Origin of the sequence: Blautia acetica (genome assembly GCF_038739805.1) — a bacterium.
Taxonomy (GTDB): Bacteria; Bacillota; Clostridia; order Lachnospirales; family Lachnospiraceae; genus Blautia.
Map to the genome: position 1 here is coordinate 148924 of NZ_JBBEWO010000002.1, position 24721 is coordinate 173644.

Consider the following 24721-nt stretch of genomic DNA (forward strand, 5'->3'; position numbering starts at 1 on the left):
ATGATTGTGCTACATATCTTACTGGGAATTTTAAAAGCAGTGGGTATCCTTCTGCTGATACTTCTGGGACTGCTTCTGCTGCTCATATTCTCTCTGCTGTTCTGTCCGGTAGGCTATGGGATACAAGGGGAAAAAGATGAGGCAGGATGCAGAGGAACGGCAAAGATATCCTGGCTTTTTCATCTGGTATCTGTGAAGGGAACCTACAGCGGAAGCACCGGGGAAATGCAATGTACGGTGAGACTGTTTGGAATTCCCCTGGAAAAAAGACGGGAGCGCAGGAAAAACAGCAAAAACACTGTTTCTTTTCTCGCAGAAGCATCAAAAGAACAGGTGCAGGAAACAGAACCTAAGCCGGAAACAACAGAGGAGAACAAACAAAAAAAGCAGAAGCACACTCCCCCAAGGGAGTCATGGTTAAAAAAAGCATGGAACTTTCTGAAAAAATTGTGGGAGCTGCCAAGCAGATTTTTCAAAGCACTGAAAAATTTCCGGTTAACATGGAAGAAAATCTGTGCTAAAATGGAATCCATCAAAAAACTTTTGAAATCAGAACAGTTTCAAAATGGAAAGTCACTGCTTTTTGCAGAAGTAAAGAAGTTTCTTCGCCGCATACGTCCCGGCAAAGTGGAGGGACATGTGAAATTTGGACTGGAAGATCCGTGTCTGGCCGGTGAACTTTTGGGCGCGGCGGGCATATTTTACCCTCTTTATGGGAAACACTTTACCATAGAACCTTATTTTGACCGAAATCTTTTCCAGGGAAGAATCGGTATTAAGGGGTGGATTTACGGAATTCACTTTGTGCTTCTGGCATGGAACCTGTTTTGGAGCCGGGATATCCGGTATCTGGTGAAAAAAATAAGAACATATTTTTAAGGAGGAAGCAGACATGGCTGCAGAGAATAATTTTCGGACTACAGTAGAATCTTTGTTTAAGGGAATGGACAGCTTTATTACTACAAAAACAGTGGTAGGAGAAGCGATTACCGTGGGAGATACCATTATTCTGCCTTTGGTGGATGTTTCTTTTGGCGTAGGGGCAGGTGCTTTTGCCGAAGAAAAGAAAAACAACGGCGGCGGCGCTATGGGAGGAAAGATTTCTCCCAGTGCGGTGCTGGTCATTTCCGGCGGTGTGACAAAACTGGTGAATATCAAGAATCAGGACGGTCTTACTAAGGTTTTGGATATGGTGCCGGATTTCCTGAATAAATTTACAGAGGGTAAGAAAGAATCTGAAGTTGTGATTCATACCGAAGAAAAAAAAGAGGAAAAAACAGAAGACAAAGCCCAGGAAACAGGGAAAACAGAATAGAAAGGAAGCGGCTTTGCATATACTAATAGGGAAAAGGCAAAGGAGAGCAGAGCATGAGCCGTGTATGTGGATTGTTTCTGTTTGCATTCGGAATGGGACTGTTTATTGCTTTGATTTTTCCCAAGACGCTCTTCATGGTGGTTGTGGCAGCTTTGTGCCTGCTGATAGGGTACAATCTGTTCTGCAGCTGCCATTTTTAAAACAAACAAAAAACAGACCTTGTCTTTTCGACAAGGTCTGTCAATGTGTCAATCAGTATTAAGCTCTTTCCACTTTACCACTTCTTAAACAGGAAGTACAAACATACATTTTCTTTGCGTTTCCGTTGTCTGTTTTAACTTTTACAGATTTGATGTTGGATTTCCACATTTTGTTTGACCTTCTATGAGAATGGCTCACGCTGATTCCAAAATGAGCACCTTTTTCACAAATTGCGCACTTTGCCATGGTAGCACCTCCTTAAATATATAATAAGTCCGTGTAACAAACTCACAACACTGACTATTTTAGCAGATGATATACACTTTTGCAAGTAAAATTATAAAAAATTTAAATTATTATTTCGTTTTTGGAAAAGATATGGTAGAATACATATTATAAAAAAGTATGGAGGTATCCGTGCATGAATGGATTTGTTGATACAGGATTAGGAAAAATTACGATTGATACCGATGTGATTGCCACTTATGCGGGCAGTGTAGCAGTAGAATGTTTTGGGATTGTAGGTATGGCTGCCGTGAGCATGAAAGACGGACTTGTAAAATTATTAAAAAGAGACAGCCTGAAGCATGGAATCAATGTCACCATTGCCGATAACAAAATTACTCTGGACTTTCATGTGATTGTTGCCTATGGAGTTAGTATTTCAGCCGTTTCTGACAACTTAATCAGCAACGTGAAGTACAAAGTAGAAGAATTTACAGGCCTGACTATAGAGAAAATCAATATCCTCGTAGAAGGCGTAAGAGTAATTGATTAATAAGGAGGAAACTTGTTTTGAATACCAATACCGTTGATGCGAAGATGCTTGGCAGAATGTTCCTTTCCGGGGCCAAAAATCTGGAAGCGAAAAAAGAGTGGATTAATGAATTGAACGTCTTTCCGGTTCCTGATGGAGATACCGGAACCAATATGACTCTGACGATTATGTCAGCAGCCTCCGAAGTGAGCGCGCTGTCTGATTCCAGTATGAAAGCTTTGGCAAAGGCTATTTCTTCCGGTTCTTTAAGAGGTGCAAGAGGAAACTCCGGTGTTATTCTTTCTCAGCTTTTAAGAGGATTTACAAAAGTCATCGAACATTACGATACCGTAGACGCTGTTATTTTTGCCAGAGCGTTTGAAAAAGGTGTGGAGACTGCGTATAAAGCGGTTATGAAGCCAAAAGAAGGAACCATTCTGACTGTGGCAAGAGGGGCGGCAGAAAAAGCCCTGGAAATTGCCGGAGAAAGTGACAGTCTGGAAACCTTCTTTACCGATGTAATTGCAGAGGCAGAGTTGGTGCTTTCCAGAACTCCGGACATGCTTCCCGTGCTGAAGGAAGCAGGCGTAGTGGATTCCGGCGGACAGGGTCTTTTGGAAGTATTGAAGGGCGCTTTTGACGGATATATGGGCAAAGAAATTGACTTAAATTTTGAAAAACCCAAAACAGCCGTGTCAGGCAAGCCGGTTTCTGCAGAAGAAAGCAATATCAAATTCGGATACTGCACAGAGTTTATCATTATGCTGGAAAAGCAGTTTACGGAAAAAGACGAGCACGAGTTTAAAGAATATCTGATGTCTATTGGAGATTCTCTGGTTGTGGTAGCGGACGATGAGATTGTCAAAGTCCATGTACATACCAACGATCCTGGTGAGGCAATCCAGCGGGCTCTGACGTATGGACAGTTATCCAACATGAAGATTGACAATATGCGTCTGGAACATCACGAAAAGGTTATCAAAGAAGCAGAAAAAATGGCTGCACAGCAGGCGGCGGCAGAACCGGAAAAAGAGGTTGGTTTTATTTCCGTATCCGTTGGAGCCGGTATGGGAGAAATCTTTAAAGAACTGGGTGCGGATTACCTGATTGAGGGCGGACAGACCATGAACCCCAGTACCGAAGACGTGCTGCAGGCTATTGAACGGGTCAATGCAAAGAATATTTTCATTTTCCCAAACAATAAGAACATTATTCTGGCAGCAAATCAGGCCAGAGATTTGACTGAGGACAAAAATATCATTGTCATTCCGACCAAGACCATTCCTCAGGGAATTACCGCCTTGATTTCCTATGTACCGGATAAGACGGTAGAACAGAATACAGAGGAAATGATGGAAGCAGTGGGAAATGTAAAGACTGGTCAGATTACTTATGCTGTCCGTGATACAAAGATTGATGACAAGGAAATCCGTCAGGGGGATATTATGGGAATCGGCGATCATGGCCTTCTGGCAGTGGGAACCGGTATTGAAGATATTACTGTAGCGGCCCTGCAGGAAATGACAGATGAAGATTCAGAAATTATCAGTGTATACTATGGACAGGATGTAAGCGAAGAAGATGCAGAACATCTGGCAGAACGTCTGGAAGAGCAGTATCCTGATTTTGATATTGAAATTCATAACGGCGGACAGCCAATTTACTACTATATTCTTTCCGTGGAATAAACTTTTGGAAACCCCTGTAAGAAAACGGGGCTGCGGCACAGAGCGGTGTGTTTCATACCGTGTGTGCCGCAGCCTTTTCCTGTACGGCAAGACAAAGCCGGACAGAACAGAGAGAGAAAAGGCAGTAGGAGCAGAGGAATATGAGAGAGCAGGACAGCATACGAAGCATAAAAGGAATTGGGGAAAAAACAGAAAAGCTTTTCACAAAACTGGGAATTGTCACAGTGGGAGATTTTTTGCGGTATTATCCCAGAGATTATGATGAATATAAAGAACCGGTATCTGTATCAGAGGCAGAAGAGGGAAAGAAAACAGCCGTTCTGGGGCGGATTGCAGGAAGAGTAGGTATGAGCAATACCGGAAAAAGAACTGTAGTGACGGTTTCCCTGCGGGATGAGAGAAGCAGTCTGCAACTAACCTGGTATAATATGCCGTTCCTTAGGAATACTCTGCGGTCAGGGGGACTTTATATTTTTCGTGGAATCGTTGTGAAAAAGGGTGGGCGGCTCACCATGGAACAGCCGGAAATCTTTGGCAGAGAGGATTATGAGGCTATGCTTCATACCCTGTATCCGGTATACAGTCTGACAAAGGGTCTGACGAACAAACTCATGGTCAAGACCATGCATCAGATTCTGGACAGCCGGGAAATTACAGCAGAATATCTGCCGGAGGAATATAGGAATCATTATCAGCTGGCAGAATACAATTATGCCTTGTCCCATACGCATTTTCCAAAAGATAAGAAAGATTTGGTCATAGGGCGCAAAAGGCTGGTTTTTGATGAATTTCTGTTTTTTATTCTGTCTGTTCGCATGATGAAAGAAAAAAATATGGATTCCCGGAATGCCTTTGCCATGAAACCAGTGTGGGAGACTGAAAATGTGATAGAAAATCTGCCATATCCTTTGACCAATGCACAGAAGCGTGTTTGGAACGAGATTGAAACCAATATGACTGGACACACACGGATGTCCAGACTGGTACAGGGAGACGTGGGAAGCGGAAAGACGATCATTGCGTTTCTTTCTATGATACTGACAGCGGCAAACGGGTATCAGGCAGCGCTTATGGTGCCTACGGAAGTGCTGGCCAGACAGCATTATGAGGAGTTGTGTAAACTGCTGGAAAAGCAGGGGATGCCTTTTGAAGCTGTGCTGCTTACAGGTTCTAATACAGCCAGGGAAAAAAGGGAACGATATGAAAAAATTGTATCCGGAACAGCACGTCTTGTTGTAGGAACGCATGCTTTGATTCAGGAAAAGGTTATTTATGAAAATCTGGCCCTTGTAATTACAGATGAACAGCACCGTTTTGGGGTCGGACAGAGAGAGAATTTGTCGAAAAAAGGAACAAAGCCCCATGTACTGGTTATGAGTGCTACGCCCATTCCCAGAACGTTGGCGATTATTCTTTACGGAGACCTGGATATCTCTGTTATGGACGAACTTCCCGCAAAAAGACTTCCCATTAAAAACTGCGTAGTGGATACATCCTATCGGCCAAAAGCATACAGCTTTATTCAAAAACAGGTACAGGAGGGGCGGCAGGTCTATGTTATCTGTCCCATGGTAGAAGAGAGTGAGGGGCTGGAAGCGGAAAATGTACTGGATTACAGCCAGAAATTAAAGGAAGCGCTTCCCGGAAATATTCAGGTGGCTTATCTCCATGGGAGAATGAAAGCAGCAGAAAAAAACAGAATCATGGAACAGTTTGCAGCCAATGAAATCCAGGTGCTGGTATCTACCACGGTTATTGAAGTAGGAGTCAATGTGCCCAATGCTACTGTGATGATGGTGGAAAATGCAGAACGCTTTGGGCTTGCACAGCTTCATCAGCTCCGCGGCCGGGTAGGGCGGGGCGAACACCAGTCCTACTGTATTTTTGTACAGGGAGGACAGGACGCAGAGACGAAGGAGCGATTGGAGATTCTGGTAAAGTCCAATGATGGCTTCTATATTGCAGGGGAAGATTTAAGGCTGAGAGGACCGGGAGACTTGTTTGGAATACGACAAAGCGGTCTTTTGGAATTCCGGCTTGCAGACATCTTTCAGGACGCAGAGATTTTGAAAGAGGCCAGTGAAGCTGCAGGTGCTATTCTGGCACTGGACAGGGATTTGTCTCTTCCGCAGAACGCCCGTCTTAGGGACTGTCTGCAGTCCTATACGAAAAATCGAATAGAAACACCGGGCTTGTGACAAATGGAGGGAGTATACAAAATGAATGAAAAATTGCCAGGAGATACGAATGGTAAAGAAAATTAGATTTTTGATAGTAGGAATAGTAATGTTGTTGGTAATTGTTCTGCTTATCAGGAAACAGCATGAGAGTGAAACAGAATCTCTTTTGGCTTATGCAAAGATTATGGTAGAAGGGCAAGAAATAAAAACAAAGCAATATAATGAGATAAAAACATATCTTCAGTCTTCAGAAGAAAACAGTCAGCATGATTTTTTGGCAGGAGTAACTGCTTATGCACAGGGGGATTATGGAACGGCGGCGAAAGAGTTTATGTCAGCAGCGGAAAGGATTCAAGAACAAGACGATGATTTTATCAAAATATATACATACGTTCTACTGAATGAATCGCTTCAATATGATGAAAGAGAAACAGAAGATTTCGCAGAAAACAGTCAAAAAGCGTTGAATTATATGGCGCAATCAAAAGAGTATAGAAATAATGTTGATTTATGCTGGAGGATTGCATCCATATTTTTGGAAAACCAAGAGAATAACAAGCAAGGTGCCAGACTTTTAGAAGAGTATGTGACAAATGTGAAGGGACTGAAAGCGGAAAGCAAGGTTAGGCTGTATGGAAATATTGGACAATTATATTCGATAGACGGGGATTATTCTGTTGCTTTACAATATTGTTGGCGTGGACTTGAGTTATTGGAATCCTCTCCTCTGATTCCCAATCGTTCCAAATATATGTCAAAATTTTTGGCAGTGCTTGGAGACAATGCTTATGGGTTGGAACAGTATCAAACAGCAATCGAATATTATGAGCAGTCTTTGGAGATTTTCCAAAAGAGAGAGGATGATGATTTGTTGGCGGATGCCAGTCTTGCTTTGGTCAATGAAGGAGCCGCATATCTTGAACTGGGACAGCATAAAAAAGTGCTTTCTGTGTTGGATGAATTGGAGGAACTGATACCTAAAATACCGGAATCCCAGAAAGATGATATCCAAATTCTGTGGGGAAATCTGAGAGCACAGCTGTATATGAATGAGGGCAATCTTGAACAGGCAGAGTATGAACTGGAGGCTGCAAAGGAGTTGCTGAACACAGATGATGTGGAATATTCGTTGAATAAGGATGTGTATTTAGATTATTCCTATGCAAGATTGTATAAGGAACAGGGAAAATTTGATGAAGCATTGGAGTTATATCGGCAGATTGTCACACGTTCAGCAGATGCGGGGCTCGGACTCGAAAAAAATGCTTATTCTGATAGGGCAGATATTTATATGCAGGAAAATAATATGAATGCATATATCGAAACCCGTGAACAATATGTGGAGGTGATTGAACTCAAAAATCAGCAGTAAGGTACGGATTATATGGAATATTCGGAAAAAGTTCATCAGTATTATTCTTTGACGGAACAGCATCAAATCAGAAAAATCATCATTGCAGTTATAAGCGTCATAGGAATTATGATATTAGCGGATATTGTATTTTGGCTGATAAAATGGCGAAAAAAGAGCTATACCGACCCTATGAGCAAATTGCATAACCGTGAGTATTTGACAAGGTGCATGAGAAAAAATAAAAAGAAACTGGCGGGCAAGCCCTTGCCCCTGCTTATGATGGATATTGATTATTTCAAACAGTACAATGATTATTATGGACATGTGCAAGGAGACAATGGGATTAAAGCACTTGCAGAGATTCTGGCGGAATCTGTTCGGAAAAAAGATTTGGTGATACGATACGGCGGGGAAGAGATGCTTGTGATACTTCAGGAAACAACAGCAGACTGTGCCAAGGATATGGCAGAGCGAGTCAGAAAGAATCTGGCAGATAAACATATTTCTCATGAGAAGTCGAAAGTGTCTGACCGCTTGACGGTCAGTATGGGAATATATGCGGTTTATTATAATGGGGAAGATATCTTTGAACTGATAGAAAAAGCAGATGAACTATTATATCAGGCAAAACGAAAAGGGAGAGATTGCTACGTATGTGCCTAAAAAGAGTTTTGAATCATTATAAGTATCCATTCAAACATCTTCAAAATGTTTGAAGAGAGTGGGAGAATTACAATATGGAGATTAAGAAAATACTACAAAACAGAGCACCGCAAGTTGCGATGAAACATCTTATGTCAGATGAAGTTATGGATTTGATTCATAAAAATATGAAACCAAGAGACACTATAATGGCGTATTATCGCTGCGCGATTATGGAAGTTGAGACAAAATTAGGGATAAGAATATTCCGCTGTCTATAGATGCGATTGAGGAAAACATCAATGACATTGCAGGAGTAAGAGTCATATGCTCGTTTTGTGAAGATATTTATATGTTGGCAGATTGTTTGCTCAAGCAGGACGACATTACGTTTATAGAAATGAAAGACTATATTAAAAATCCGAAACCAAACGGATATCGTTCTTTACATTTAATTATTTCGGTGCCGATTTTTCTTAAAGATGAGAAGCGGGATATGAAAGTAGAAGTACAGCTTCGGACAATCGCTATGGATTTTTGGGCAAGTCTGGAGCATAAAATCAGATATAAGAAAAATCTTTCAGATGACTTGCAGAGGGAGTTGGCAGAGGAATTATTGTACTGTGCAAATCAAAGTGCGGAATTGGACCTGAAAATGCAGGGGATTCGAAATAAACTATAAAACATAAAAATGGGAGACTATGGTGTAGAAGGGTGGCTTGACTGCTTTTTCAATGAAAAAACTTGAAAGTTTTTAGCAAAAGAGGTATCATAAACAGGACATTTAAAGTTGCAAGTGACAAAGGAGGAGATAGAAATGTCAGTTAGAAAGACAACCACAAAGGCTGCAGCAGAGGCTGCCGCTGTAAAGACGACTCCAGCGAAGACAGAAGAAACAAAAATCGAAACAGCTGCAAAGAAAGCGCCGGTAAAAAGAGGGGCGGCAAAGAAGGAAGCGGCTGCAAAAAAAGCAACTGCCACAAAGACGAGAACTGCAAAGACAACACCGGCTGCTGCAAAGGAAAGCGTATTTTTACAGTTTGCGGGAAAAGAACTGGATACGGAAATCATCAAGGCAAATGTGAGAAAAGCATGGGTAGCAGAGACAGGTAAAAAAGAAAGTGACATTAAAGACGTACAGATTTATGTAAAACCGGAAGAAAACGCTGCTTACTATGTAGTAAATGGTGAATTCGTAGAAGGTGGAAGAAAAATAGACTTATAAGACAGGCTTTTTTGAAACAGGGAGAGAACTTCTTTTATGATTTGTTGTAAAAGAGGTTCTTTTTTTCTGGACTTCCTGCTGCACTTCTTTCAGAAGCTGCTTTTCGATGGAGAGTACGTCGGGAAAAATAAGAGAAGTGTTGCCCCGGCGAAGTTGTTCGATAACTTCACGGGCGTATTTCAGAAGCTGCCGCTGGGTTTTGTGGGAAATCTGTACAGGGTTTTGGGAGGCGGAATCCATGTATTCCATGGTGATGTAGCGTCTGGTGACCGGACACATATTTTGAATCAGGAAAGCCTTTTCATGTCCCAGCACCTGGCCGAATACAATGGTATTGCACCGCTGGTACCGGGCCAGTTTGCTTTTGTATACTTTTCGGAATTTGGACACCTGGGAAGAAAAAGGAATGAACCAGTAGAGCTCCGGGTGCTGTCTGTCCTGAAAAGCACAGTAGCAGGGGCGGTTGTGGCTCTTTTCTTTTGTGGATTCTTTGTTTTGCATTAGGTATCGGTCGTGAAATTTTTGAAAATACTCGTCTGAAATGAAATAAAAATGATGATTTGTCATAGATTCTCCTAAGATTTGATTGGACTGATATGATTTTGGATATGCTTTAAGAAGGGGCTGTATTTGAGCCTGGTTATCTTTGGGTTGCATACCAGGAAGCAACGGACATTTGAGCCCGGGTATCTTTTCGTTGCATACCGGGAAGCAACAGACATTTGAAAGGGAAACGTATGTTTTTGTATTTCCTATCATACACCCCTGAAAAAGAAATGTCCAGAGGAAAATATTGGAAATTTGCACAAAGAAAAGAGGACCTGTAAAAAGCCCTCTTTTCCGTGAAAGCAGGAATGGTTCTTTTAGAACTGCTGTGTAGAGCCGCTTCCGCTCATCTGTCTTTCCTGTGCTTCAATCATTTTTTTGACCATATAACCGCCTACGGAACCGTTCTGTTTGGAAGTCAGGTTTCCGTTGTATCCGTCTGTAAGAGGTACACCTAATTCGTTGGCTACTTCATATTTAAAACGGTTTAAGGCTCCTTTTGCTTCTGGTACAGCTGCTCTGTTTGAAGAAGAATTGTTGTTAGACATTTTTTGTTCCTCCTTTGAAATATGATTTTGTGTTACAATGCTATTATGTGAATTTGAAAAGATTTTAGCCTAGAAGTTCTTTCAAGTTTTGACAAATTTTGTGAATTGTATTACAATATGAAATCGAGTTTCATAATCAGAGCATTTATGAGGTGAAAGCATCAGACTTTTTGTAAAAAGTGTATAAATGGACAAAAAATAATTGCAAAAACTTGGTGTTTTTGCTATAATGACTCTGGACTACAATACCAGGTGGTACAGAACCCGGCATTGTTGCTATTATAAAAAATAAGGATTGATGTAGATGAACGTTGGAATTATAGCACATAACAGTAAGAAAGCCCTGATTGAGGATTTTTGTATTGCCTATAAAAATATACTGGCAAAACATGAAATCTATGCTACGGGAACCACAGGAAGGCGTATCGAAGAAGCTGCAAATCTTCGGGTTCACAAATTCCTTCCGGGAAGCATGGGCGGAGATAAGCAGTTTACGGAAATGATTGAGCGCGGCGATATTGATATGGTAATCTTTTTCTACAATCCGGCTATGATAGATGCAAAAGAGCCGGACGTGTATCAGATTTCCAGATGCTGCGACCAGTACAACATTCCCATTGCGACCAATATTGCAACCGCAGAGTCCCTGATTCTGGGACTGGACCAGGGCGATTTGGATTATCGCCTGAATCGTTAAATGTGATACTTTGAAAAAAGGACAGAAGATATGAGAGTAATTGCAGGCAGTGCAAAAAGTATGCCGCTTAAAACCATTCCGGGGCTGGAGACCCGCCCCACCACAGACCGTATTAAAGAGACGCTGTTTAATATGCTGCAGCCCTATCTTTGCCAGTGCAGATTTCTGGATATTTTTGCAGGCAGCGGGGGCATTGGGATTGAAGCTTTAAGCAGAGGGGCAGACTTTTGTGCCTTTATTGAAAAAAACAGAAGAGCAGCCGCTGTTATAGAGGAGAATCTGAAATTTACCAGACTTGCGTCCAAAGCCCAGGTATACAGCCAGGACGTTTTTGGTGTTCTGTCTTCTCTGCAGGAGGCAGAGCCTTTTGACTGTATTTTTATGGACCCTCCTTATGACAGGGAACTGGAGAAGCAGGTACTGGAGCAGCTGCGCGGGGCAGCCTGTGTGGATGAGAACACACGGATTATTGTGGAAGCTTCTCTTTCTACAAAATTCGATTATCTGGAAGAGTACGGATTTTTCACGGAAAAAGTGAAACAGTATAAGACAAATCAGCATGTTTTCATAAGAAAGGCACCAAAATGACAAGAGCAATTTATCCGGGAAGCTTTGACCCGGCGACCTATGGACATTTAGATATTATAAAAAGGGCGGCAGAGCTTTTCGACGAGGTAATTGTGGCAGTTTTGAATAATTCTGCAAAAAGTCCGTTGTTTTCTGTTGCGGAACGTGTTAATATATTAGAGTATATAACAAAAGACATACCAAATGTAAAGGTGCAGTCTTTCGACGGTTTGTCCGTGAATTTTGCACGGAGCTGCGAAGCAAAGGTTATTATCCGCGGTCTGCGGGCAATTACAGATTTTGAATATGAACTGCAGATGGCGCAGACAAACCGGGTACTGGCAATGGATATCGACACCATGTTTTTGACTACCAGTCTCCAGTATGCCTATTTAAGTTCCACCACGGTAAAGGAAGCAGCTTCTTTTGGGGCGGATATTTCCAAATTTGTGCCGGAATATGTGGTGCAGAGGGTGGAAGAAAAATACAGAAACAGACATTCGGAAAAAACAGAATGAGATACGATAAGGAGAATTAAGAAATGAGCAGCAGAATTGAACAGATTATTGAAGAAATTGAAGAATATGTAGAGAGTTGTAAATATCAGCCTTTATCCACAACGAAAATCATTGTGAATAAAGAAGAAATCGAAGAACTTTTAAGAGAACTGCGTCTGAAAACTCCTGATGAAATTAAACGATACCAGAAAATCATCAGCAACAAGGATGCAATTCTGCAGGACGCCCAGGCAAAGGCAGATAATATCATTGAAGATACCAAGAAACAGGTACAGGAAATGGTAAAAGAATCTGAAGTCATGCAGCAGGCGTATGCACAGGCCAATGAGACTGTAAACAGTGCAAACCAGCAGGCACAGGCTATCATTGATGCAGCAACCAATGACGCAAACAATCTGCGTCTCAGCGCAGTTTCCTATACGGATGAAATGATGGCAAATATGGGACAGATTGCTTCTTCTATGTTAGAGGATGCGGCTGCTAAGTACAATGAATTTGTCCGTACCCTGCAGGCTTCTGTAGATGTTATCAAACAGAACCGTGCAGAGCTTTCTCCGCAGCTTACACAGGGCGGCAGTGCGCCTGTACAGGAAGAGGCTGCAGCACCGTCCCCTGCACAGGCGGATTCCTATGAACCGGATGATTACGATGATGATTTAGACGATGACTTTGACGACTTCGACTAAGAAAAAGGTCAGAGCCAGAGTAATGGTAAGACAGCAAAGCTTTCCTTTCAGATAAGGGATAAGAGACAAATCTGTATCGGCCAGCATGGATTTTGTCTGGGCTGCTACGCATAGACCGCCAAATGAAGTAAAGGATACGGTGAGAATGTAGAGCAGGGAAAAGGGCAGCCGGCTTTGGGAAAGAGCAGAAAGCCCGGTGGTGATTTCCATAAGTCCCAGTACCGGATAACGGATACAGGGAACTGCTGGAAGCCATGTCTTCAGGAAACTTTGTAAAACTGAAAACAAAATCATATATCCTCCCAGCTTGGTGATGGATAGGAATGCATTTAAGATAGAGGCATCCAGGGCTTCTCCCAGAGACAGGGAGGCGGATGTCTCTTTTTTTAAGTTTTCCCGGAAAGGTGCAGAAACAGCCGGGGTTTCCGGTACAGACTGTCGCCTGCGGGAAGGGCGAAACATCAGGGAACACAGAAAAGAGGACAGGTAAATCACCAGATAAGTCCATCCGGTCACGTCTTCCCTTCCGAGAATTTCCACACAGAGATAGGCAGAGAGAAAGGAGGGGCCCGGATGACAGGAAAAGGTCAGCAGATAATCAGCCTCCTGTCTGGTAATACGCTGGCCTCGGTACAAATCAGCCGTGACTTTGGCTCCCATGGGATAACCGCAGAAAATCCCCATAAAGAGGGCGTAAGTTCCCTGGGGAGAAAGTCCGAATGCCCTGCGCCAGAAAGAAGCGCCCCGGCCAAAGAGTTTCTCCAAAACCTCCAGGTGCACAAACAGAGAGGACAGGATAAGAAAGGGCAGCATGGAGGGCAGGAGTGTGAAGAACCACAACATCAGCCCGGTCTTTGCCCCCAGAAGGGACTGCCTGGGAAAGAACAGGAGCAGACAGAAAAAAAGAATAAAAGGAAGAAAAGAAAAGGCACGTTTCATAAAAATCCCCCGAAAAAGTTGGGATGCTTCTTTGTCTTACTATATGAACCAGAAAATCCGGCTATGTCCGAAATGGGAATGGGACTTGCTATTTGTCCCAGAATGTGTAAAAATGAATCATAGAAAAACAGCAGGAGGTAACAGAAATGGCAGTTTTAGAAAATTTAGAGCCAAAGAGAGTTTTTTATTATTTTGAGGAACTGACAAAAATTCCTCATGGTTCGGGAAATACAAAGGAAATCAGTGATTATCTGGTGGAATTTGCGAAAAAGCGGGGACTTCGCTATATACAGGACGAAAGCAACAATGTGGTAATTTTTAAGGACGCGTCAGAAGGTTATGAAAAAGCGCCTGTGGTTATGCTGCAGGGACATATGGACATGGTATGTGAGAAAAAACTGGAAAGCAGTCATGATTTTGCCAAAGATGCGCTGCGGCTGGGAATTGACGGCGATTTTATCTATGCCAAAGATACTACTTTAGGAGGGGATGATGGTATTGCCGTGGCCTATGTCCTGGCAATTTTAGAGGATGACACACTGCAGCACCCGGCTCTGGAAGTAGTGATTACTGTGGATGAGGAAATCGGACTTTTAGGCGCGGCAGCGCTGGATACTGCGCCTCTTAAGGCAAAGTATCTGCTGAATCTGGATTCGGAGGAGGAAGGATATCTGTGGGCCGGCTGTGCAGGCGGCATGACAGCAGTATCCAAACTTCCCGTACGGTATCAGGAGTATACAAATGAGAAGTGGAAGGTTACCGTATCCGGTTTAAAAGGCGGGCACTCCGGTGCGGAAATTGATAAAAACCGGGCAAATGCAACCATTCTTCTGGCCAGATTTCTTCATGAGGCAGAAGGCGGGGCAGAGTATGCCCTGGCGGAACTTACAGGCGGACAGAAAGACAATGCTATTCCCCGGAAGGCAGAGGCGCTGGTATTGGCGGATGCAGAAGACGGAAAAGCGCTGGGTGCTTATGCGGAAACCTTTACGGAAACACTCCGCAGAGAATACACCGGAAGTGACGAAGGTATTACGGTAACCGTGGAAGCTCTGGGTGAAGGCACAGAGCCGGTTCTGCACCCGGTGAGTCAGGAAAAGGTGCTGTTCTTTCTGCTGCATTATCCAAACGGTATCCAGAAAATGTGCGGTTTTATCGAGGATTTGGTAGAAACCTCCTGTAATTTGGGAATCACCAGTCTGACACCGGAAGCGTTGTGCGGAACTGCCAGTGTGCGCAGCTCCGTGGGAAGCGCAAAACAGGCTCTGGCAGATAAAATTGCATATCTTACAGAATTTCTGGGCGGCAGCTTTGATATCGAAGGAGATTATCCGGCCTGGGAATACCGTCAGGATTCCAGCCTGCGTCCTGTTATGACAGAGGTATTCAGGGAAATGTATGGAAAAGAGCCGGAGGTCAAGGTTATTCATGCAGGCTTAGAGTGTGGTCTCTTTTATGAAAAAATTCCGGGTCTGGACTGCGTGTCTTTGGGACCTGATATGCAGAACATTCACACCACAGAAGAGAAGCTGTCCATTTCCTCAGTGGAAAGGGTCTGGAAGTATCTTCTGGAAGTATTAAAAAGAATAAGGGCTTAAAAAGTCATAAATTCCTCCGTAGGCACATAGAATGATATGTAAGGTAAAACTGTGGGCAGACGGAGGAATTTTTGTGCGAAAATGGCTGCTGGGGCTGTGCCTGCTTTTGTTTCTGGACACGCAGACGGCAGGGCATCTGAGAGAAAAAACGTCTTTGCAGGATTTGAGAGACAGAGGGATTCCTACGAGAATGTTGGAGCGGCTGGAAATTCCGGCAGAAGAAATCAGGCTCTATGGTATTTTCTGGGAAGATTTGCAGTATTTTCCCGCAGCCGGGCGAAAAGAGGTGCAGGGACAGCAGTTTTTCTTTGAAAATTCCTGGCATGCCAGGCGGACATTTCAGGGAGAACGGCTGCACGAAGGCTGTGATATTTTCGGCAGAGAGGAAAAAAGCGGATATTATCCCATTCTCAGTATGACTGACGGAATCGTGGAAAAGGTGGGATGGTTGCCTCTGGGCGGATACAGAATCGGCATCCGAAGTCCCGGAGGCGGTTATTTCTACTACGCTCATCTGTCTTCTTATGCGCGGGAATTTCAGACAGGGGAGCAGATAAAGGCGGGAGAAGTCCTGGGGTTTCTGGGTGATACGGGATACGGGGAAGAAGGAACTGCAGGAAAATTTGTACCGCATTTGCACCTGGGTATTTATGTGCGGACACAGACAGAGGAAGACCATGCGTTGAATCCATATCCGGTGCTGCAGTTTTTACAGAAAAGGCAGAAAAATTTTTTCTATTAAAAAGAAAAAAAATATGCTATACTTTATGGATATAGTTAAGGAGTAATGTTTTATGGAAATACGTTTATGGCGCGAACTGCTGATTCCTTATGAGCTTGCAGTGAAGGAACTGGTCATGAAATTTAATCAGCTGAAAAAAGAACACAAAGAAAAAGACCTGTATTCCCCTATTGAGCAGGTGACCGGACGGGTAAAGTCCATTAACAGCATTCTGGAGAAAATGCAGAAAAAAAACATTTCCTGGGATGAATTGGAGGAAAAGGTGGAGGATATTGCAGGCGTCCGTATTATCTGCCAGTTTTATGAGGATATTGAGAAGGTAGCTGAATTAATCCGCAGGCGCAGTGATATGCAGGTGCTGGAGGAAAAAGATTATGTGACTCACATGAAAGAAAGCGGCTATCGCAGTTACCATATGATTATCCTCTACGCCACAGAAACTTTAAACGGACGTAAGGAAATCCGGGCAGAAATCCAGATAAGAACACTGGCCATGAATTTCTGGGCCACCATTGAGCACTCTTTGCAGTACAAATACAAGGGCAATATGCCGCCTCATCTGGCGAAGAGGCTGAGCCGGGCTGCAGATTCCATTCTGCAGCTGGATGCGGAAATGTCTTCCGTGCGAAACGAGGTTATGGACGCCCAGAATTCCATGCTGCACCAGTCCAATCTGGTGGCGGATATTCTGAATAACATAGAAAATCTGTACCACTATTCGAATCAGCGGGAAGTGGCGAAAATACAGGATGAATTTTACCGGATTTACAAAAACGGAGAGCTGGAGCAGCTGGAGCGGTTCCACAGGGAGCTGGATATTCTGGCGGAAGGGTACCGGGCTCAGGCGCTTACATACGAGGAAATAGAGGAAATGCAATAAAATGATAAAGTTGCCGAAAGATTACGAAGAAGAAATGCGAGGCCTTTTGGGGCAGGAATTTGAGGCGTATCTGAAGACTTATGAACAGCCTCTCAGGCAGGGAATGCGAGTGAACACTTATAAGCTGACAAAGGAAAAGTGGGAGAGTATGACTCCTTTTGGAAAGGAGCAGGTACCCTGGATAGAGAACGGATACTACATAGACAGGGAGAGCAGTCAGCCGCCCTCCCGCCATCCTTATTACTTTGCAGGGCTTTACTATCTGCAGGAGCCCAGCGCCATGACACCGGCCAGCCGTCTACCCGTAGAAGCTGGGGACTATGTGCTGGATTTGTGTGCCGCGCCGGGGGGAAAGGCCACGGAACTGGGAGCGAAGCTGAAGGGAACAGGATTTTTGCTTGCCAATGATATCAGCAACAGCCGTGCCAAGGCGCTGCTTAAAAATCTGGAACTGGCAGGAATTCCGAATATTTACGTTACCAGCGAAGACCCGGAAAAGCTTACCAGGCAGTTTCCGGAATTTTTTCACAAGATTTTAATTGATGCCCCCTGTTCTGGGGAAGGCATGTTTCATAAAGAGCCTAAAATGGCAGAATACTGGGAGGAAAAACCGCCCGCTTACTATGCTGAGATTCAGAAGAAACTTCTGGAGCAGGGGGCCCAAATGCTGCGTCCCGGCGGTATGCTGCTGTATTCCACCTGTACATTTTCCAAAAAGGAAAATGAGGAAGTGATTGCCCATCTTTTGAGCAGAAGAGAGGATATGGAGGTGGTTACTCCGGTATGGTATGAAGGCTTTGTCCATGGATTTCCTCTGGAAGAGGTTTCGGAGGAAGTGAATCGGCAGTTGGCTTCCTGTATCCGTATTTTTCCTCATAGAATGCCGGGAGAAGGACATTTTGCTGCGCTTTTGCGGAAAAAAGGACTCAAAGAGGAGGACAGGAATGGTGCAAAGGCAGCAGGTGAGAAGAAAAAAACAGACTTGCCTGCCTGTGTGGAGGAATTTTTAAAACTGGTATCTCTGGATTTTAACAAGGGCCGTTTTCAGATAGAAAAAGACCGGCTGTATTTCCTGCCAGAAGAGGTGCAGATGCCCAGACTTCGCTATCTGCGCACCGGGCTGTATCTGGGGGATATCAAGAAAAATCGTTTTGAACCCAGCCAGGCTCTGGCTATGGCTCTCTCTCCGGAAACCTTTGCTTCCTGCATTTGGCTTTCCGGAGACGATGTACGTACTGTAAAGTATTTAAAGGGAGAGACCATAGAAGTATCCGAGCAGGAGCCGGCACAGGCAAAAGGCTGGCAGTTAGTGTGTGTGGACGGCTTTCCGCTGGGCTTTGGCAAGCTGGACAGGGGCATTTTGAAGAACAAGTATTATGCAGGTTGGAGATTACAGTAATGGGAAAAATAAGACTGGATAAATATCTGGCAGATATGGGTCTTGGCACCCGCTCCCAGGTAAAGCAGCAAATTCGCAAGGGAAGCGTGACGGTAAACGGGGAAATTGTAAAGACTCCGGACTATAAAATTGACATCGAAGAAGACCGGGTGGCGGCCGGCGGTAAGTGTCTGGCTTATGAAACGTTTTCTTACTATATGCTGCACAAACCTCAGGGCGTGGTGTCTGCCACAGAGGATAAGCGGGACAAAACCGTGCTGGATTTGCTTGTCTCCAAAAAACGGAAGGATTTGTTTCCGGTAGGGCGGCTGGATAAGGATACGGAAGGTTTACTGCTGATTACCAACGACGGGGAACTGGCTCACAATCTGCTGGCGCCGAAAAAACATGTAGATAAAACCTATTTGGTAAAGCTGCGGTATTCGGTGTCTGAAGAAGAATTAAAACAGCTGGAAAGCGGCGTGGATATTGGAGAAAAAGAGAAAACTCTGCCTGCCGCAGCTAACTGGTATCAGGGAGAAAAAGACCAGGTACTGCTGACCATCCGGGAGGGGAAATTTCATCAGGTGAAACGAATGTTTCAGGCTGTGGACAATGAAGTGGTGTATTTGAAGCGGCTGTCCATGGGCAGCCTGCAGTTGGACGAAAAGCTGCAGCCGGGAGAGTACCGGGAATTAACTCAGGAAGAAATAGAGAGGTTGAAGGAACATGCTTGAGAACATAAAGGCCGTTATTTTTGATTTGGACGGCACACTGGTGGATTCCATGTGGATGTGGAAGTCCATTGACATGGAATATCTGGCGGCAAAAAAAGTTTCCATACCGGAAGATTTAGAGGCTTTTCAGGATGAACTGGAAGGCATGGGATTTACAGAAACTGCAAAGTTTTTCAAAGAGCGGTTTCAGATAGAAGATTCCCTGGAAGAAATTAAGGAGACCTGGCTTTTGATGTCCAGGGAAAAATATTGTCATGAGGTTCCCCTAAAACCGGGGGCTCTGGAATTTCTGAAAGAATTAAAGAAGCGGAAAATTTCTGTGGGAATCAGTTCCAGCAACAGCCGGGAACTGATTGCAGAGGTTTTAAAAGCACATAATATAGAAGCGTATTTCGACTGTATTACCACCTGCTGCGAGGTGCCAAAGAGCAAGCCTGCGCCGGATGTATACCTGAAAACTGCTCAGGGATTGGGAGCAGCGCCTGAAGACTGTCTGGTGTTTGAAGATGTTCCCATGGGAATCCTGGCCGGAAAGCGGGCGGGCATGAAAGTCTGTGCCATAGAAGACGCTTACAGTAAAAAGCAGGAGAGACAGAAGCGGGAACTGGCGGACTGGTATGTGCAGGATTATCTGGAAGTTCTGGAAAATGAAGCACAAAAAGGAGCGTGTGTATGAGCAGAGAATTTTTGCCTGTCACCAGAGCGGAAATGGAAGAGAGAGGCATCTGGCAGCCGGATTTTGTCTATATCAGCGGAGACGCTTATGTAGACCATCCCTCCTTTGGAGCGGCCATTATTACCCGTCTTCTGGAGAGCCGGGGGTATTCCGTAGGTATTATTTCCCAGCCCGACTGGCGGAAAAAAGAGAGCATTTCCGTTTTTGGAGAGCCCAGGCTGGCCTTTCTGGTTTCTGCAGGAAATATGGATTCTATGGTGAACCACTATACCGTGGCGAAAAAGCACCGAAGGCAGGATTCCTATTCTCCGGGCGGACAGATGGGGCTGCGCCCGGACCGGGCGGTGACGGTTTACGGCAATCTGATTCGTCAGACGTATAAGGACACGCCGGTGATTCTGGGGGGCATTGAGGCTTCTCTTCGCAGACTGGCCCATTACGATTACTGGTCAGACAGCATGAAACGTTCTGTGCTTATGGATTCCGGAGCGGATTTGATTTCTTACGGTATGGGAGAACACAGTATTCTGGAAATTGCCGAGGCTCTGGATAAGGGAATTCCTGTAAGTTCTATTACTTTTGTGCCGGGGACGGTGTATAAGGCAAAAAAAGCGCCGGAGGGGATTTTGCTGCCCTCTTTTGAAGCGTTATCTGCAAAAAAAGAAGCCTATGCCGGGAGTTTTCGGATTCAGTATGAGAATACAGACCCCTTTACCGGAAAGGTGATGGCAGAATCCTATGGAACGAAAGGGTTTGTGGTACAGAATCCCCCTGCAAAACCATTGACACAGAAGGAAATGGATGAGGTCTATGAGTTGCCGTATATGGGAACATATCATCCCATGTATGAAAAGCAGGGGAAAATTCCGGCTATTGAAGAGATTCAGTTCAGTATCACCAGCAACCGGGGCTGCTTTGGCGGCTGTAATTTCTGCGCTCTGGCTTTTCATCAGGGAAGGATTGTCCAGACCAGAAGTCACGGGTCCATTTTGCGGGAAGCCGAAAGTTATAGAGAGAAGCCGGACTTTAAGGGGTATATTCACGATGTGGGCGGCCCTACAGCAGATTTTCGTCACCCTTCCTGCAAAAAGCAGATGACAAAGGGGATTTGTACCAACCGGCAGTGTCTGTTTCCAAAGCCCTGCAAAAATCTGGAGGCAGACCACAGGGATTACCTGGAACTTCTTCGGAAGCTGCGCCATCTGCCGGGAATTAAGAAAGTGTTTATCCGCTCCGGTATTCGCTTCGACTATGTCAATGCAGATCCTTCGCCGGAATTTTTAAACGAACTGGCTGCTTATCATGTCAGCGGACAGTTAAGAGTAGCGCCGGAACATGTATCCGACCAGGTGTTGTACTATATGGGAAAACCGGAACATAAGGTGTACGAAGAGTTTCTGAAAAAATTCCAGCGGGCCAATGAGAAATCCGGGAAAAGACAGTTTGTAGTGCCGTATCTCATGTCCTCTCATCCGGGCTGTACCATAAAGGAGGCTGTGAAGCTGGCAGAGTATGTGCGGGATATGGGCTTTATGCCGGAGCAGGTGCAGGATTTCTATCCCACACCGTCTACCATGTCTACCTGTATGTATTACACCGGGCTGGACCCCAGAACCGGGGAAAAGGTCTATGTACCGAAAAGCGCCAGGGAAAAGGCCATGCAGAGAGCCCTTCTCCAGTACAAAAATCCGGAAAACTATGAACTGGTAAAAGAAGCCCTTTTAAAGAGCGGCAGAAGCGATTTGATTGGTTTTGATAAAAAATGTCTGATTCGGCCAAGAGGCGGAAAAGGCAAACCGGAGAAAGAACATGTCCGGGATTTTCAGAAGAAACAGGTAAACAGCAGGGAAAACGGCAGAAAGAAAAAATCCATACGAAATGTGCATAAGAAAAAATCAGGTGGAAGGTGAGAAAATGGAAACAGGAAAAACCATTGCGGTGGTGACCGGAGCCTCTTGTGGCATGGGAACGGAATTTGTCCGGCAGATAGGAGAACAGAAGCCTTTCATAGAAGAAGTGTGGGCAATAGCCAGAAATCGGGAAGCACTGGAGAAACTGCAAAGAGAGGTTTCCAAGGTGAGGGTTTTTGCATTGGATATTACCAGTCCAAAGGATTTAGATACTTTGGCAGCAGCTCTGAGACAGGAACGTCCCAGGATAGCCTGGCTGGTGTGCAGCGCCGGAGCAGGAGTGCAGAAAACCGTGGAAGAAACCGGTTTGTCTGATTTGCAAAACATGATTGAGTTAAACTGCACGGCGCTTACTGCGGTGACAAAACTCTGTCTTCCCTACTGCAAAAAGGGGCACCTTCTTTTACTGGCCAGCGGCGCGGCTTTTGTGCCGCAGCCGGGTTTTGCGGTTTATGCGGCTTCAAAAGCTTATGTACTCAGCTTTGCCAGGGCTCTGAACGTGGAACTAAAGAGAAGCGCCAGAGTAACGGCAGTGTGTTCCGGACCGGTGGATACGCCGTTTCTGGATAAGATGGGCGGAAAAGAGCAGATGCCTGCATACAAGAAACCCTTTATTGCTTCTGCAAAAAAGGTGGTAAAAAAAGCTTTAAAGGATGCTGAAAGAGGCAGAGAACTTTCCGTGTACGGCATTTCCATGAAGGTTACCAGAATTTTCTGCAAAATAGTTCCGCACAGGATGATTATGAGGTGTATGTATGGAGACAAAAGAGGAGCATAGAAAACATGAGTAAAACAAAACAGAAAATACAGAAGGGCGATTACGGTTATATCAAAAGCCAGCAGAAAAAGAGGACCCTGTATACGATACTGGCGCTTCTTGCCCCCCTTCTGGTATTTTTTACAGGTTTATATATTCACAGAACGAGAAATACCGTTTTTACTGTTGTAGCTGTAGTTGCCTGTCTTCCTGCGTGCAAATTTGCTGTGGGCATGATTATGATGTATATGCAGAAGCCCATGAAACGGGAAGACTACGAACAGATAGAAAAGCATAAAAAGGGACTGACCTGTTCCTATGAACTGGTGATTTCCGCCTATGAGAAACAGTCTTTCGTGGATTCCATTGCTGTGTGCGGCAATACGGTTGTGGGATACACCAGCAGAGCAAAGACGGATACGGCTTTTACAGAAAAACATATACAGGACATTCTGCGGCAGAACGGTTTTTATGTCAGCGTGAAAATTTTCACCAGACTTGGGGATTACACGTCCCGTCTGGATTCCATGTGGGAACACAGGGAATCGCTGGAAAAAGACATAAAATTCCGTCCGGACCCGGCAGAACCCAATCTGACGAGAAACGGGAAAATCATGCGGGTGATTCACGCAATTTCCCTGTAGGAGAAAGTATGAAGCAGTTAATCATAAAAGAAATGGAAAGCGGACAGAGGCTGGATAAATTTCTGGGTAAGTATTTAAAGGAAGCTCCAAAAAGTTTTATTTATAAAATGCTCCGCAAGAAAAATATTACCTTAAACGGAAAGAAGGCAGACGGAAGCGAAAAACTGAAAACAGAAGATGTGGTGAAGCTGTTTTTTTCCGAGGAAACGCTGGAAAAATTTTGCGGACAGGTAAAACAGGGAGAAAAAACGGCTTTGGATATTGTTTATGAAGATGAACAGGTACTTTTTGTGAACAAGCCGGCGGGTATGCTGTCTCAGAAAGCAGAAAAGGAGGATGTTTCTCTGGTGGAATATCTCACCGGATATCTGCTGGAGACGGGAAGCCTTACCAAAGAGGATTTGCGGACTTTCCGTCCCGGTGTGTGCAACCGTCTGGACAGAAATACCAGCGGTCTGGTGGCGGCCGGGAAAACCGTACAGGGTCTGCAGGAATTGTCCCGGTGTTTTCAGGAGAGAAGTATGCACAAATATTATCTGACTCTGGTAAAAGGAGAAATCCGGGAAGCAGCCCATATTAAGGGGTATCTGTGGAAAGATGAGAAGCGGAACAAAGTGACCCTGTGCAGCCGGAAAAGAGAGGGAAGTCTGCCCATTGAGACAAAATACGAGCCGCTGGCTGTGGGGGATAATGGGGATACGCTTTTGAAGGTGCAGCTTTTAACCGGACGTTCCCACCAAATCCGAAGCCATCTGGCAGGTACGGGGCATCCGGTTATCGGAGACTTTAAATACGGGGACGCCAGGGTGAATGAGAAGTATTGCCAAAAATATGGGGTGCAGTATCAGCTTTTGCATGCCTGGAAGCTGGAATTTCCAAAGTCCGAAAAGAGATTGGAAAATCTGGCGGGAAAAGAAGTGACGGCACCGGTACCCGACTTGTTTCAGCAGGTGCTAAAAGGGATAAACATAAGGGAGATGAAGCTATGAGCAAACCATTTAAGAAAAAATCTTTGTGGAAGGAACTGTGGGAGTATGTGAAAATGATACTTTTTGTTGTCATTGTGGTTTTGGTGGTGGACAATTTCCTGCTGATTAATGCGGTGATTCCCTCAGAATCCATGGAGAACACCATTATGACCGGGGACCGGATTTTCGGAAACCGTCTGGCCTATTTGTTTGACGATCCGGAGAGATTTGATATTGTAATCTTTAAGTATCCGGATGATGAAAGTCAGAGATTTATCAAAAGGGTTATCGGTCTGCCAGGGGAAACCGTGGAAATCCGGGAAGGAAAGGTGTATATCAATGGTTCGGATACGCCTTTGGATGACAGCTTTACCCCTGAAACCCCTGTGGGAAACTTTGGACCATACACTGTACCGGAGGGTTGTTATTTCATGCTGGGGGACAACCGGAATAATTCCAGGGATTCCCGTATGTGGGACAATCCCTATGTGAAGAAAGAAAAGATATTGGGAAAGGCAGTGCTGCGGTATTTTCCGGGCATTGAGGTTCTGAAATAGAAAGGCGGCAT

30 protein-coding genes are annotated in these 24721 nt (G+C 44.6%); 26 read left to right on the forward strand and 4 right to left on the reverse strand.

Annotation, left to right across the window (positions count from 1 at the left end):
• From WBS51_RS02050 to WBS51_RS02060, 3 genes are read left to right on the forward strand one after another with little or no spacing between them, the layout of a single operon-like run.
• On the forward strand, window positions 1-879 hold the full coding sequence (locus WBS51_RS02050) for a DUF2953 domain-containing protein (protein ID WP_294461593.1): 879 nt from the start codon (window positions 1-3) through the stop codon (window positions 877-879).
• Window positions 880-892: 13 nt separating this feature from the next.
• Window positions 893-1315: a GerW family sporulation protein gene (locus WBS51_RS02055; protein ID WP_173749147.1), complete on the forward strand. Its 423-nt coding sequence runs from the start codon at window positions 893-895 to the stop codon at window positions 1313-1315.
• Between the two features lie 53 nt (window positions 1316-1368).
• Window positions 1369-1515 carry a hypothetical protein gene (locus WBS51_RS02060; protein ID WP_173749146.1) on the forward strand — a complete coding sequence of 49 codons (147 nt, stop codon included), beginning with the start codon at window positions 1369-1371 and terminating at the stop codon, window positions 1513-1515.
• Between the two features lie 58 nt (window positions 1516-1573).
• Here WBS51_RS02060 and rpmB read toward each other — a convergent pair whose 3' ends face one another.
• Window positions 1574-1762, reverse strand: coding sequence for a 50S ribosomal protein L28 (gene rpmB, locus WBS51_RS02065; RefSeq protein ID WP_173749145.1), 189 nt, complete (start codon window positions 1760-1762; stop codon window positions 1574-1576).
• 175 nt (window positions 1763-1937) lie between these two features.
• On the opposite strand from rpmB, the gene WBS51_RS02070 reads away from it, so the two are divergent.
• The 8 genes from WBS51_RS02070 to WBS51_RS02100 all read left to right on the forward strand — a co-directional run bounded on the left by WBS51_RS02070 (window position 1938) and on the right by WBS51_RS02100 (window position 9362).
• Window positions 1938-2294 (forward strand): Asp23/Gls24 family envelope stress response protein, encoded by a 357-nt coding sequence (locus WBS51_RS02070; protein WP_291683472.1) that lies wholly within the window; start codon window positions 1938-1940, stop codon window positions 2292-2294.
• 17 nt (window positions 2295-2311) lie between these two features.
• Window positions 2312-3961, forward strand: coding sequence for a DAK2 domain-containing protein (locus WBS51_RS02075; RefSeq protein WP_294461587.1), 1650 nt, complete (start codon window positions 2312-2314; stop codon window positions 3959-3961).
• A gap of 140 nt (window positions 3962-4101) precedes the next feature.
• Window positions 4102-6159, forward strand: a complete 2058-nt coding sequence (gene recG / locus WBS51_RS02080; RefSeq protein WP_294461584.1) for an ATP-dependent DNA helicase RecG — start codon at window positions 4102-4104, stop codon at window positions 6157-6159.
• A 49-nt stretch (window positions 6160-6208) separates the two neighbouring features.
• Window positions 6209-7513, forward strand: a complete 1305-nt coding sequence (locus WBS51_RS02085; protein WP_291683475.1) for a tetratricopeptide repeat protein — start codon at window positions 6209-6211, stop codon at window positions 7511-7513.
• Between the two features lie 108 nt (window positions 7514-7621).
• Window positions 7622-8158 (forward strand): diguanylate cyclase, encoded by a 537-nt coding sequence (locus WBS51_RS02090; protein ID WP_342694039.1) that lies wholly within the window; start codon window positions 7622-7624, stop codon window positions 8156-8158.
• A gap of 74 nt (window positions 8159-8232) precedes the next feature.
• Window positions 8233-8418, forward strand: a complete 186-nt coding sequence (locus tag WBS51_RS15210; RefSeq protein WP_330489615.1) for a hypothetical protein — start codon at window positions 8233-8235, stop codon at window positions 8416-8418.
• 26 nt (window positions 8419-8444) lie between these two features.
• Complete coding sequence (locus WBS51_RS15215; RefSeq protein WP_330606095.1) at window positions 8445-8819, forward strand: GTP pyrophosphokinase; 375 nt, start codon at window positions 8445-8447, stop codon at window positions 8817-8819.
• 135 nt (window positions 8820-8954) lie between these two features.
• Window positions 8955-9362 (forward strand): DUF6465 family protein, encoded by a 408-nt coding sequence (locus WBS51_RS02100; RefSeq protein WP_173749139.1) that lies wholly within the window; start codon window positions 8955-8957, stop codon window positions 9360-9362.
• Here the strand turns inward: WBS51_RS02100 and cptIN are convergent.
• Both cptIN and WBS51_RS02110 read right to left on the reverse strand, forming a co-directional pair.
• Window positions 9357-9929 carry a type III toxin-antitoxin system CptIN family toxin gene (gene cptIN, locus WBS51_RS02105; RefSeq protein ID WP_173749138.1) on the reverse strand — a complete coding sequence of 191 codons (573 nt, stop codon included), beginning with the start codon at window positions 9927-9929 and terminating at the stop codon, window positions 9357-9359. The genes WBS51_RS02100 and cptIN overlap by 6 nt on opposite strands.
• 296 nt (window positions 9930-10225) lie before the next feature.
• A complete protein-coding gene (locus WBS51_RS02110; protein ID WP_173749137.1) occupies window positions 10226-10456 on the reverse strand; it encodes an alpha/beta-type small acid-soluble spore protein in 231 nt (76 codons plus the stop codon).
• 304 nt (window positions 10457-10760) lie between these two features.
• Here WBS51_RS02110 and WBS51_RS02115 point away from each other — a divergent pair, with 304 nt between their 5' ends.
• The 4 genes from WBS51_RS02115 to WBS51_RS02130 are packed head-to-tail and all read left to right on the forward strand — an operon-like array spanning window position 10761 to window position 12924.
• Entirely contained in the window at window positions 10761-11153 is a 393-nt protein-coding gene (locus WBS51_RS02115) for a methylglyoxal synthase (protein WP_173749136.1), read from the forward strand.
• 30 nt (window positions 11154-11183) lie between these two features.
• Window positions 11184-11741, forward strand: a complete 558-nt coding sequence (rsmD, locus tag WBS51_RS02120; protein ID WP_173749135.1) for a 16S rRNA (guanine(966)-N(2))-methyltransferase RsmD — start codon at window positions 11184-11186, stop codon at window positions 11739-11741.
• Entirely contained in the window at window positions 11738-12238 is a 501-nt protein-coding gene (coaD, locus tag WBS51_RS02125) for a pantetheine-phosphate adenylyltransferase (RefSeq protein WP_173749134.1), read from the forward strand. The genes rsmD and coaD overlap by 4 nt, the downstream gene beginning before the upstream one ends.
• 23 nt (window positions 12239-12261) lie before the next feature.
• Window positions 12262-12924: an ATPase gene (locus tag WBS51_RS02130; RefSeq protein ID WP_173749133.1), complete on the forward strand. Its 663-nt coding sequence runs from the start codon at window positions 12262-12264 to the stop codon at window positions 12922-12924.
• Here the strand turns inward: WBS51_RS02130 and WBS51_RS02135 are convergent.
• The gene (locus WBS51_RS02135; protein ID WP_173749132.1) at window positions 12895-13863 is read right to left on the reverse strand and encodes a sporulation protein; all 969 of its coding nucleotides are present in this window, start codon (window positions 13861-13863) and stop codon (window positions 12895-12897) included. The two genes, WBS51_RS02130 and WBS51_RS02135, sit on opposite strands and share 30 nt — an antisense overlap.
• Window positions 13864-14009: 146 nt before the next feature.
• On the opposite strand from WBS51_RS02135, the gene WBS51_RS02140 reads away from it, so the two are divergent.
• The 11 genes from WBS51_RS02140 to lepB are packed head-to-tail and all read left to right on the forward strand — an operon-like array spanning window position 14010 to window position 24710.
• Window positions 14010-15461 (forward strand): aminoacyl-histidine dipeptidase, encoded by a 1452-nt coding sequence (locus WBS51_RS02140; protein WP_173749131.1) that lies wholly within the window; start codon window positions 14010-14012, stop codon window positions 15459-15461.
• A gap of 31 nt (window positions 15462-15492) precedes the next feature.
• Window positions 15493-16203 (forward strand): M23 family metallopeptidase, encoded by a 711-nt coding sequence (locus tag WBS51_RS02145; protein ID WP_173749130.1) that lies wholly within the window; start codon window positions 15493-15495, stop codon window positions 16201-16203.
• A gap of 52 nt (window positions 16204-16255) precedes the next feature.
• On the forward strand, window positions 16256-17083 hold the full coding sequence (locus WBS51_RS02150; RefSeq protein WP_173749129.1) for a GTP pyrophosphokinase: 828 nt from the start codon (window positions 16256-16258) through the stop codon (window positions 17081-17083).
• Window positions 17084-17087: 4 nt separating this feature from the next.
• Window positions 17088-18482: an RsmF rRNA methyltransferase first C-terminal domain-containing protein gene (locus tag WBS51_RS02155; protein WP_420314201.1), complete on the forward strand. Its 1395-nt coding sequence runs from the start codon at window positions 17088-17090 to the stop codon at window positions 18480-18482.
• Window positions 18482-19198 (forward strand): pseudouridine synthase, encoded by a 717-nt coding sequence (locus tag WBS51_RS02160; RefSeq protein ID WP_173749127.1) that lies wholly within the window; start codon window positions 18482-18484, stop codon window positions 19196-19198. The genes WBS51_RS02155 and WBS51_RS02160 overlap by 1 nt, the downstream gene beginning before the upstream one ends.
• Window positions 19191-19874, forward strand: coding sequence for an HAD family hydrolase (locus tag WBS51_RS02165; RefSeq protein ID WP_173749126.1), 684 nt, complete (start codon window positions 19191-19193; stop codon window positions 19872-19874). Before WBS51_RS02160 ends, WBS51_RS02165 begins: the two co-directional genes overlap by 8 nt.
• A complete protein-coding gene (locus tag WBS51_RS02170; protein ID WP_291682155.1) occupies window positions 19871-21784 on the forward strand; it encodes a YgiQ family radical SAM protein in 1914 nt (637 codons plus the stop codon). Before WBS51_RS02165 ends, WBS51_RS02170 begins: the two co-directional genes overlap by 4 nt.
• Complete coding sequence (locus tag WBS51_RS02175; RefSeq protein WP_302702693.1) at window positions 21753-22562, forward strand: SDR family NAD(P)-dependent oxidoreductase; 810 nt, start codon at window positions 21753-21755, stop codon at window positions 22560-22562. Before WBS51_RS02170 ends, WBS51_RS02175 begins: the two co-directional genes overlap by 32 nt.
• Window positions 22563-22567: 5 nt before the next feature.
• A complete protein-coding gene (locus tag WBS51_RS02180; protein ID WP_173749123.1) occupies window positions 22568-23185 on the forward strand; it encodes a hypothetical protein in 618 nt (205 codons plus the stop codon).
• Window positions 23186-23193: 8 nt separating this feature from the next.
• Window positions 23194-24174 (forward strand): RluA family pseudouridine synthase, encoded by a 981-nt coding sequence (locus WBS51_RS02185; RefSeq protein WP_173749122.1) that lies wholly within the window; start codon window positions 23194-23196, stop codon window positions 24172-24174.
• Window positions 24171-24710 (forward strand): signal peptidase I, encoded by a 540-nt coding sequence (lepB, locus tag WBS51_RS02190; protein ID WP_291682152.1) that lies wholly within the window; start codon window positions 24171-24173, stop codon window positions 24708-24710. Before WBS51_RS02185 ends, lepB begins: the two co-directional genes overlap by 4 nt.
• Window positions 24711-24721: the final 11 nt, after the last annotated feature.

Coding starts and splice junctions, on each gene's coding strand:
- WBS51_RS02060 (WP_173749146.1), top strand. CDS start 1,369: ATGAGCCGTGTATGTGGATTGTTTCTGTTTGCATTCGGAATGGGACTG.
- WBS51_RS02180 (WP_173749123.1), top strand. CDS start 22,568: ATGAGTAAAACAAAACAGAAAATACAGAAGGGCGATTACGGTTATATC.
- WBS51_RS02140 (WP_173749131.1), top strand. CDS start 14,010: ATGGCAGTTTTAGAAAATTTAGAGCCAAAGAGAGTTTTTTATTATTTT.
- WBS51_RS02100 (WP_173749139.1), top strand. CDS start 8,955: ATGTCAGTTAGAAAGACAACCACAAAGGCTGCAGCAGAGGCTGCCGCT.
- WBS51_RS02115 (WP_173749136.1), top strand. CDS start 10,761: ATGAACGTTGGAATTATAGCACATAACAGTAAGAAAGCCCTGATTGAG.
- WBS51_RS15210 (WP_330489615.1), top strand. CDS start 8,233: ATGGAGATTAAGAAAATACTACAAAACAGAGCACCGCAAGTTGCGATG.
- rpmB (WP_173749145.1), bottom strand. CDS start 1,762: ATGGCAAAGTGCGCAATTTGTGAAAAAGGTGCTCATTTTGGAATCAGC.
- recG (WP_294461584.1), top strand. CDS start 4,102: ATGAGAGAGCAGGACAGCATACGAAGCATAAAAGGAATTGGGGAAAAA.
- WBS51_RS02175 (WP_302702693.1), top strand. CDS start 21,753: ATGTGCATAAGAAAAAATCAGGTGGAAGGTGAGAAAATGGAAACAGGA.
- WBS51_RS02070 (WP_291683472.1), top strand. CDS start 1,938: ATGAATGGATTTGTTGATACAGGATTAGGAAAAATTACGATTGATACC.
- coaD (WP_173749134.1), top strand. CDS start 11,738: ATGACAAGAGCAATTTATCCGGGAAGCTTTGACCCGGCGACCTATGGA.
- WBS51_RS02110 (WP_173749137.1), bottom strand. CDS start 10,456: ATGTCTAACAACAATTCTTCTTCAAACAGAGCAGCTGTACCAGAAGCA.
- WBS51_RS02165 (WP_173749126.1), top strand. CDS start 19,191: ATGCTTGAGAACATAAAGGCCGTTATTTTTGATTTGGACGGCACACTG.
- WBS51_RS02050 (WP_294461593.1), top strand. CDS start 1: ATGATTGTGCTACATATCTTACTGGGAATTTTAAAAGCAGTGGGTATC.
- WBS51_RS02185 (WP_173749122.1), top strand. CDS start 23,194: ATGAAGCAGTTAATCATAAAAGAAATGGAAAGCGGACAGAGGCTGGAT.
- WBS51_RS02150 (WP_173749129.1), top strand. CDS start 16,256: ATGGAAATACGTTTATGGCGCGAACTGCTGATTCCTTATGAGCTTGCA.
- cptIN (WP_173749138.1), bottom strand. CDS start 9,929: ATGACAAATCATCATTTTTATTTCATTTCAGACGAGTATTTTCAAAAA.
- WBS51_RS02085 (WP_291683475.1), top strand. CDS start 6,209: ATGGTAAAGAAAATTAGATTTTTGATAGTAGGAATAGTAATGTTGTTG.
- WBS51_RS02135 (WP_173749132.1), bottom strand. CDS start 13,863: ATGAAACGTGCCTTTTCTTTTCTTCCTTTTATTCTTTTTTTCTGTCTG.
- lepB (WP_291682152.1), top strand. CDS start 24,171: ATGAGCAAACCATTTAAGAAAAAATCTTTGTGGAAGGAACTGTGGGAG.
- WBS51_RS02130 (WP_173749133.1), top strand. CDS start 12,262: ATGAGCAGCAGAATTGAACAGATTATTGAAGAAATTGAAGAATATGTA.
- rsmD (WP_173749135.1), top strand. CDS start 11,184: ATGAGAGTAATTGCAGGCAGTGCAAAAAGTATGCCGCTTAAAACCATT.
- WBS51_RS02055 (WP_173749147.1), top strand. CDS start 893: ATGGCTGCAGAGAATAATTTTCGGACTACAGTAGAATCTTTGTTTAAG.
- WBS51_RS02170 (WP_291682155.1), top strand. CDS start 19,871: ATGAGCAGAGAATTTTTGCCTGTCACCAGAGCGGAAATGGAAGAGAGA.
- WBS51_RS02145 (WP_173749130.1), top strand. CDS start 15,493: ATGATATGTAAGGTAAAACTGTGGGCAGACGGAGGAATTTTTGTGCGA.
- WBS51_RS02160 (WP_173749127.1), top strand. CDS start 18,482: ATGGGAAAAATAAGACTGGATAAATATCTGGCAGATATGGGTCTTGGC.
- WBS51_RS02090 (WP_342694039.1), top strand. CDS start 7,622: ATGATATTAGCGGATATTGTATTTTGGCTGATAAAATGGCGAAAAAAG.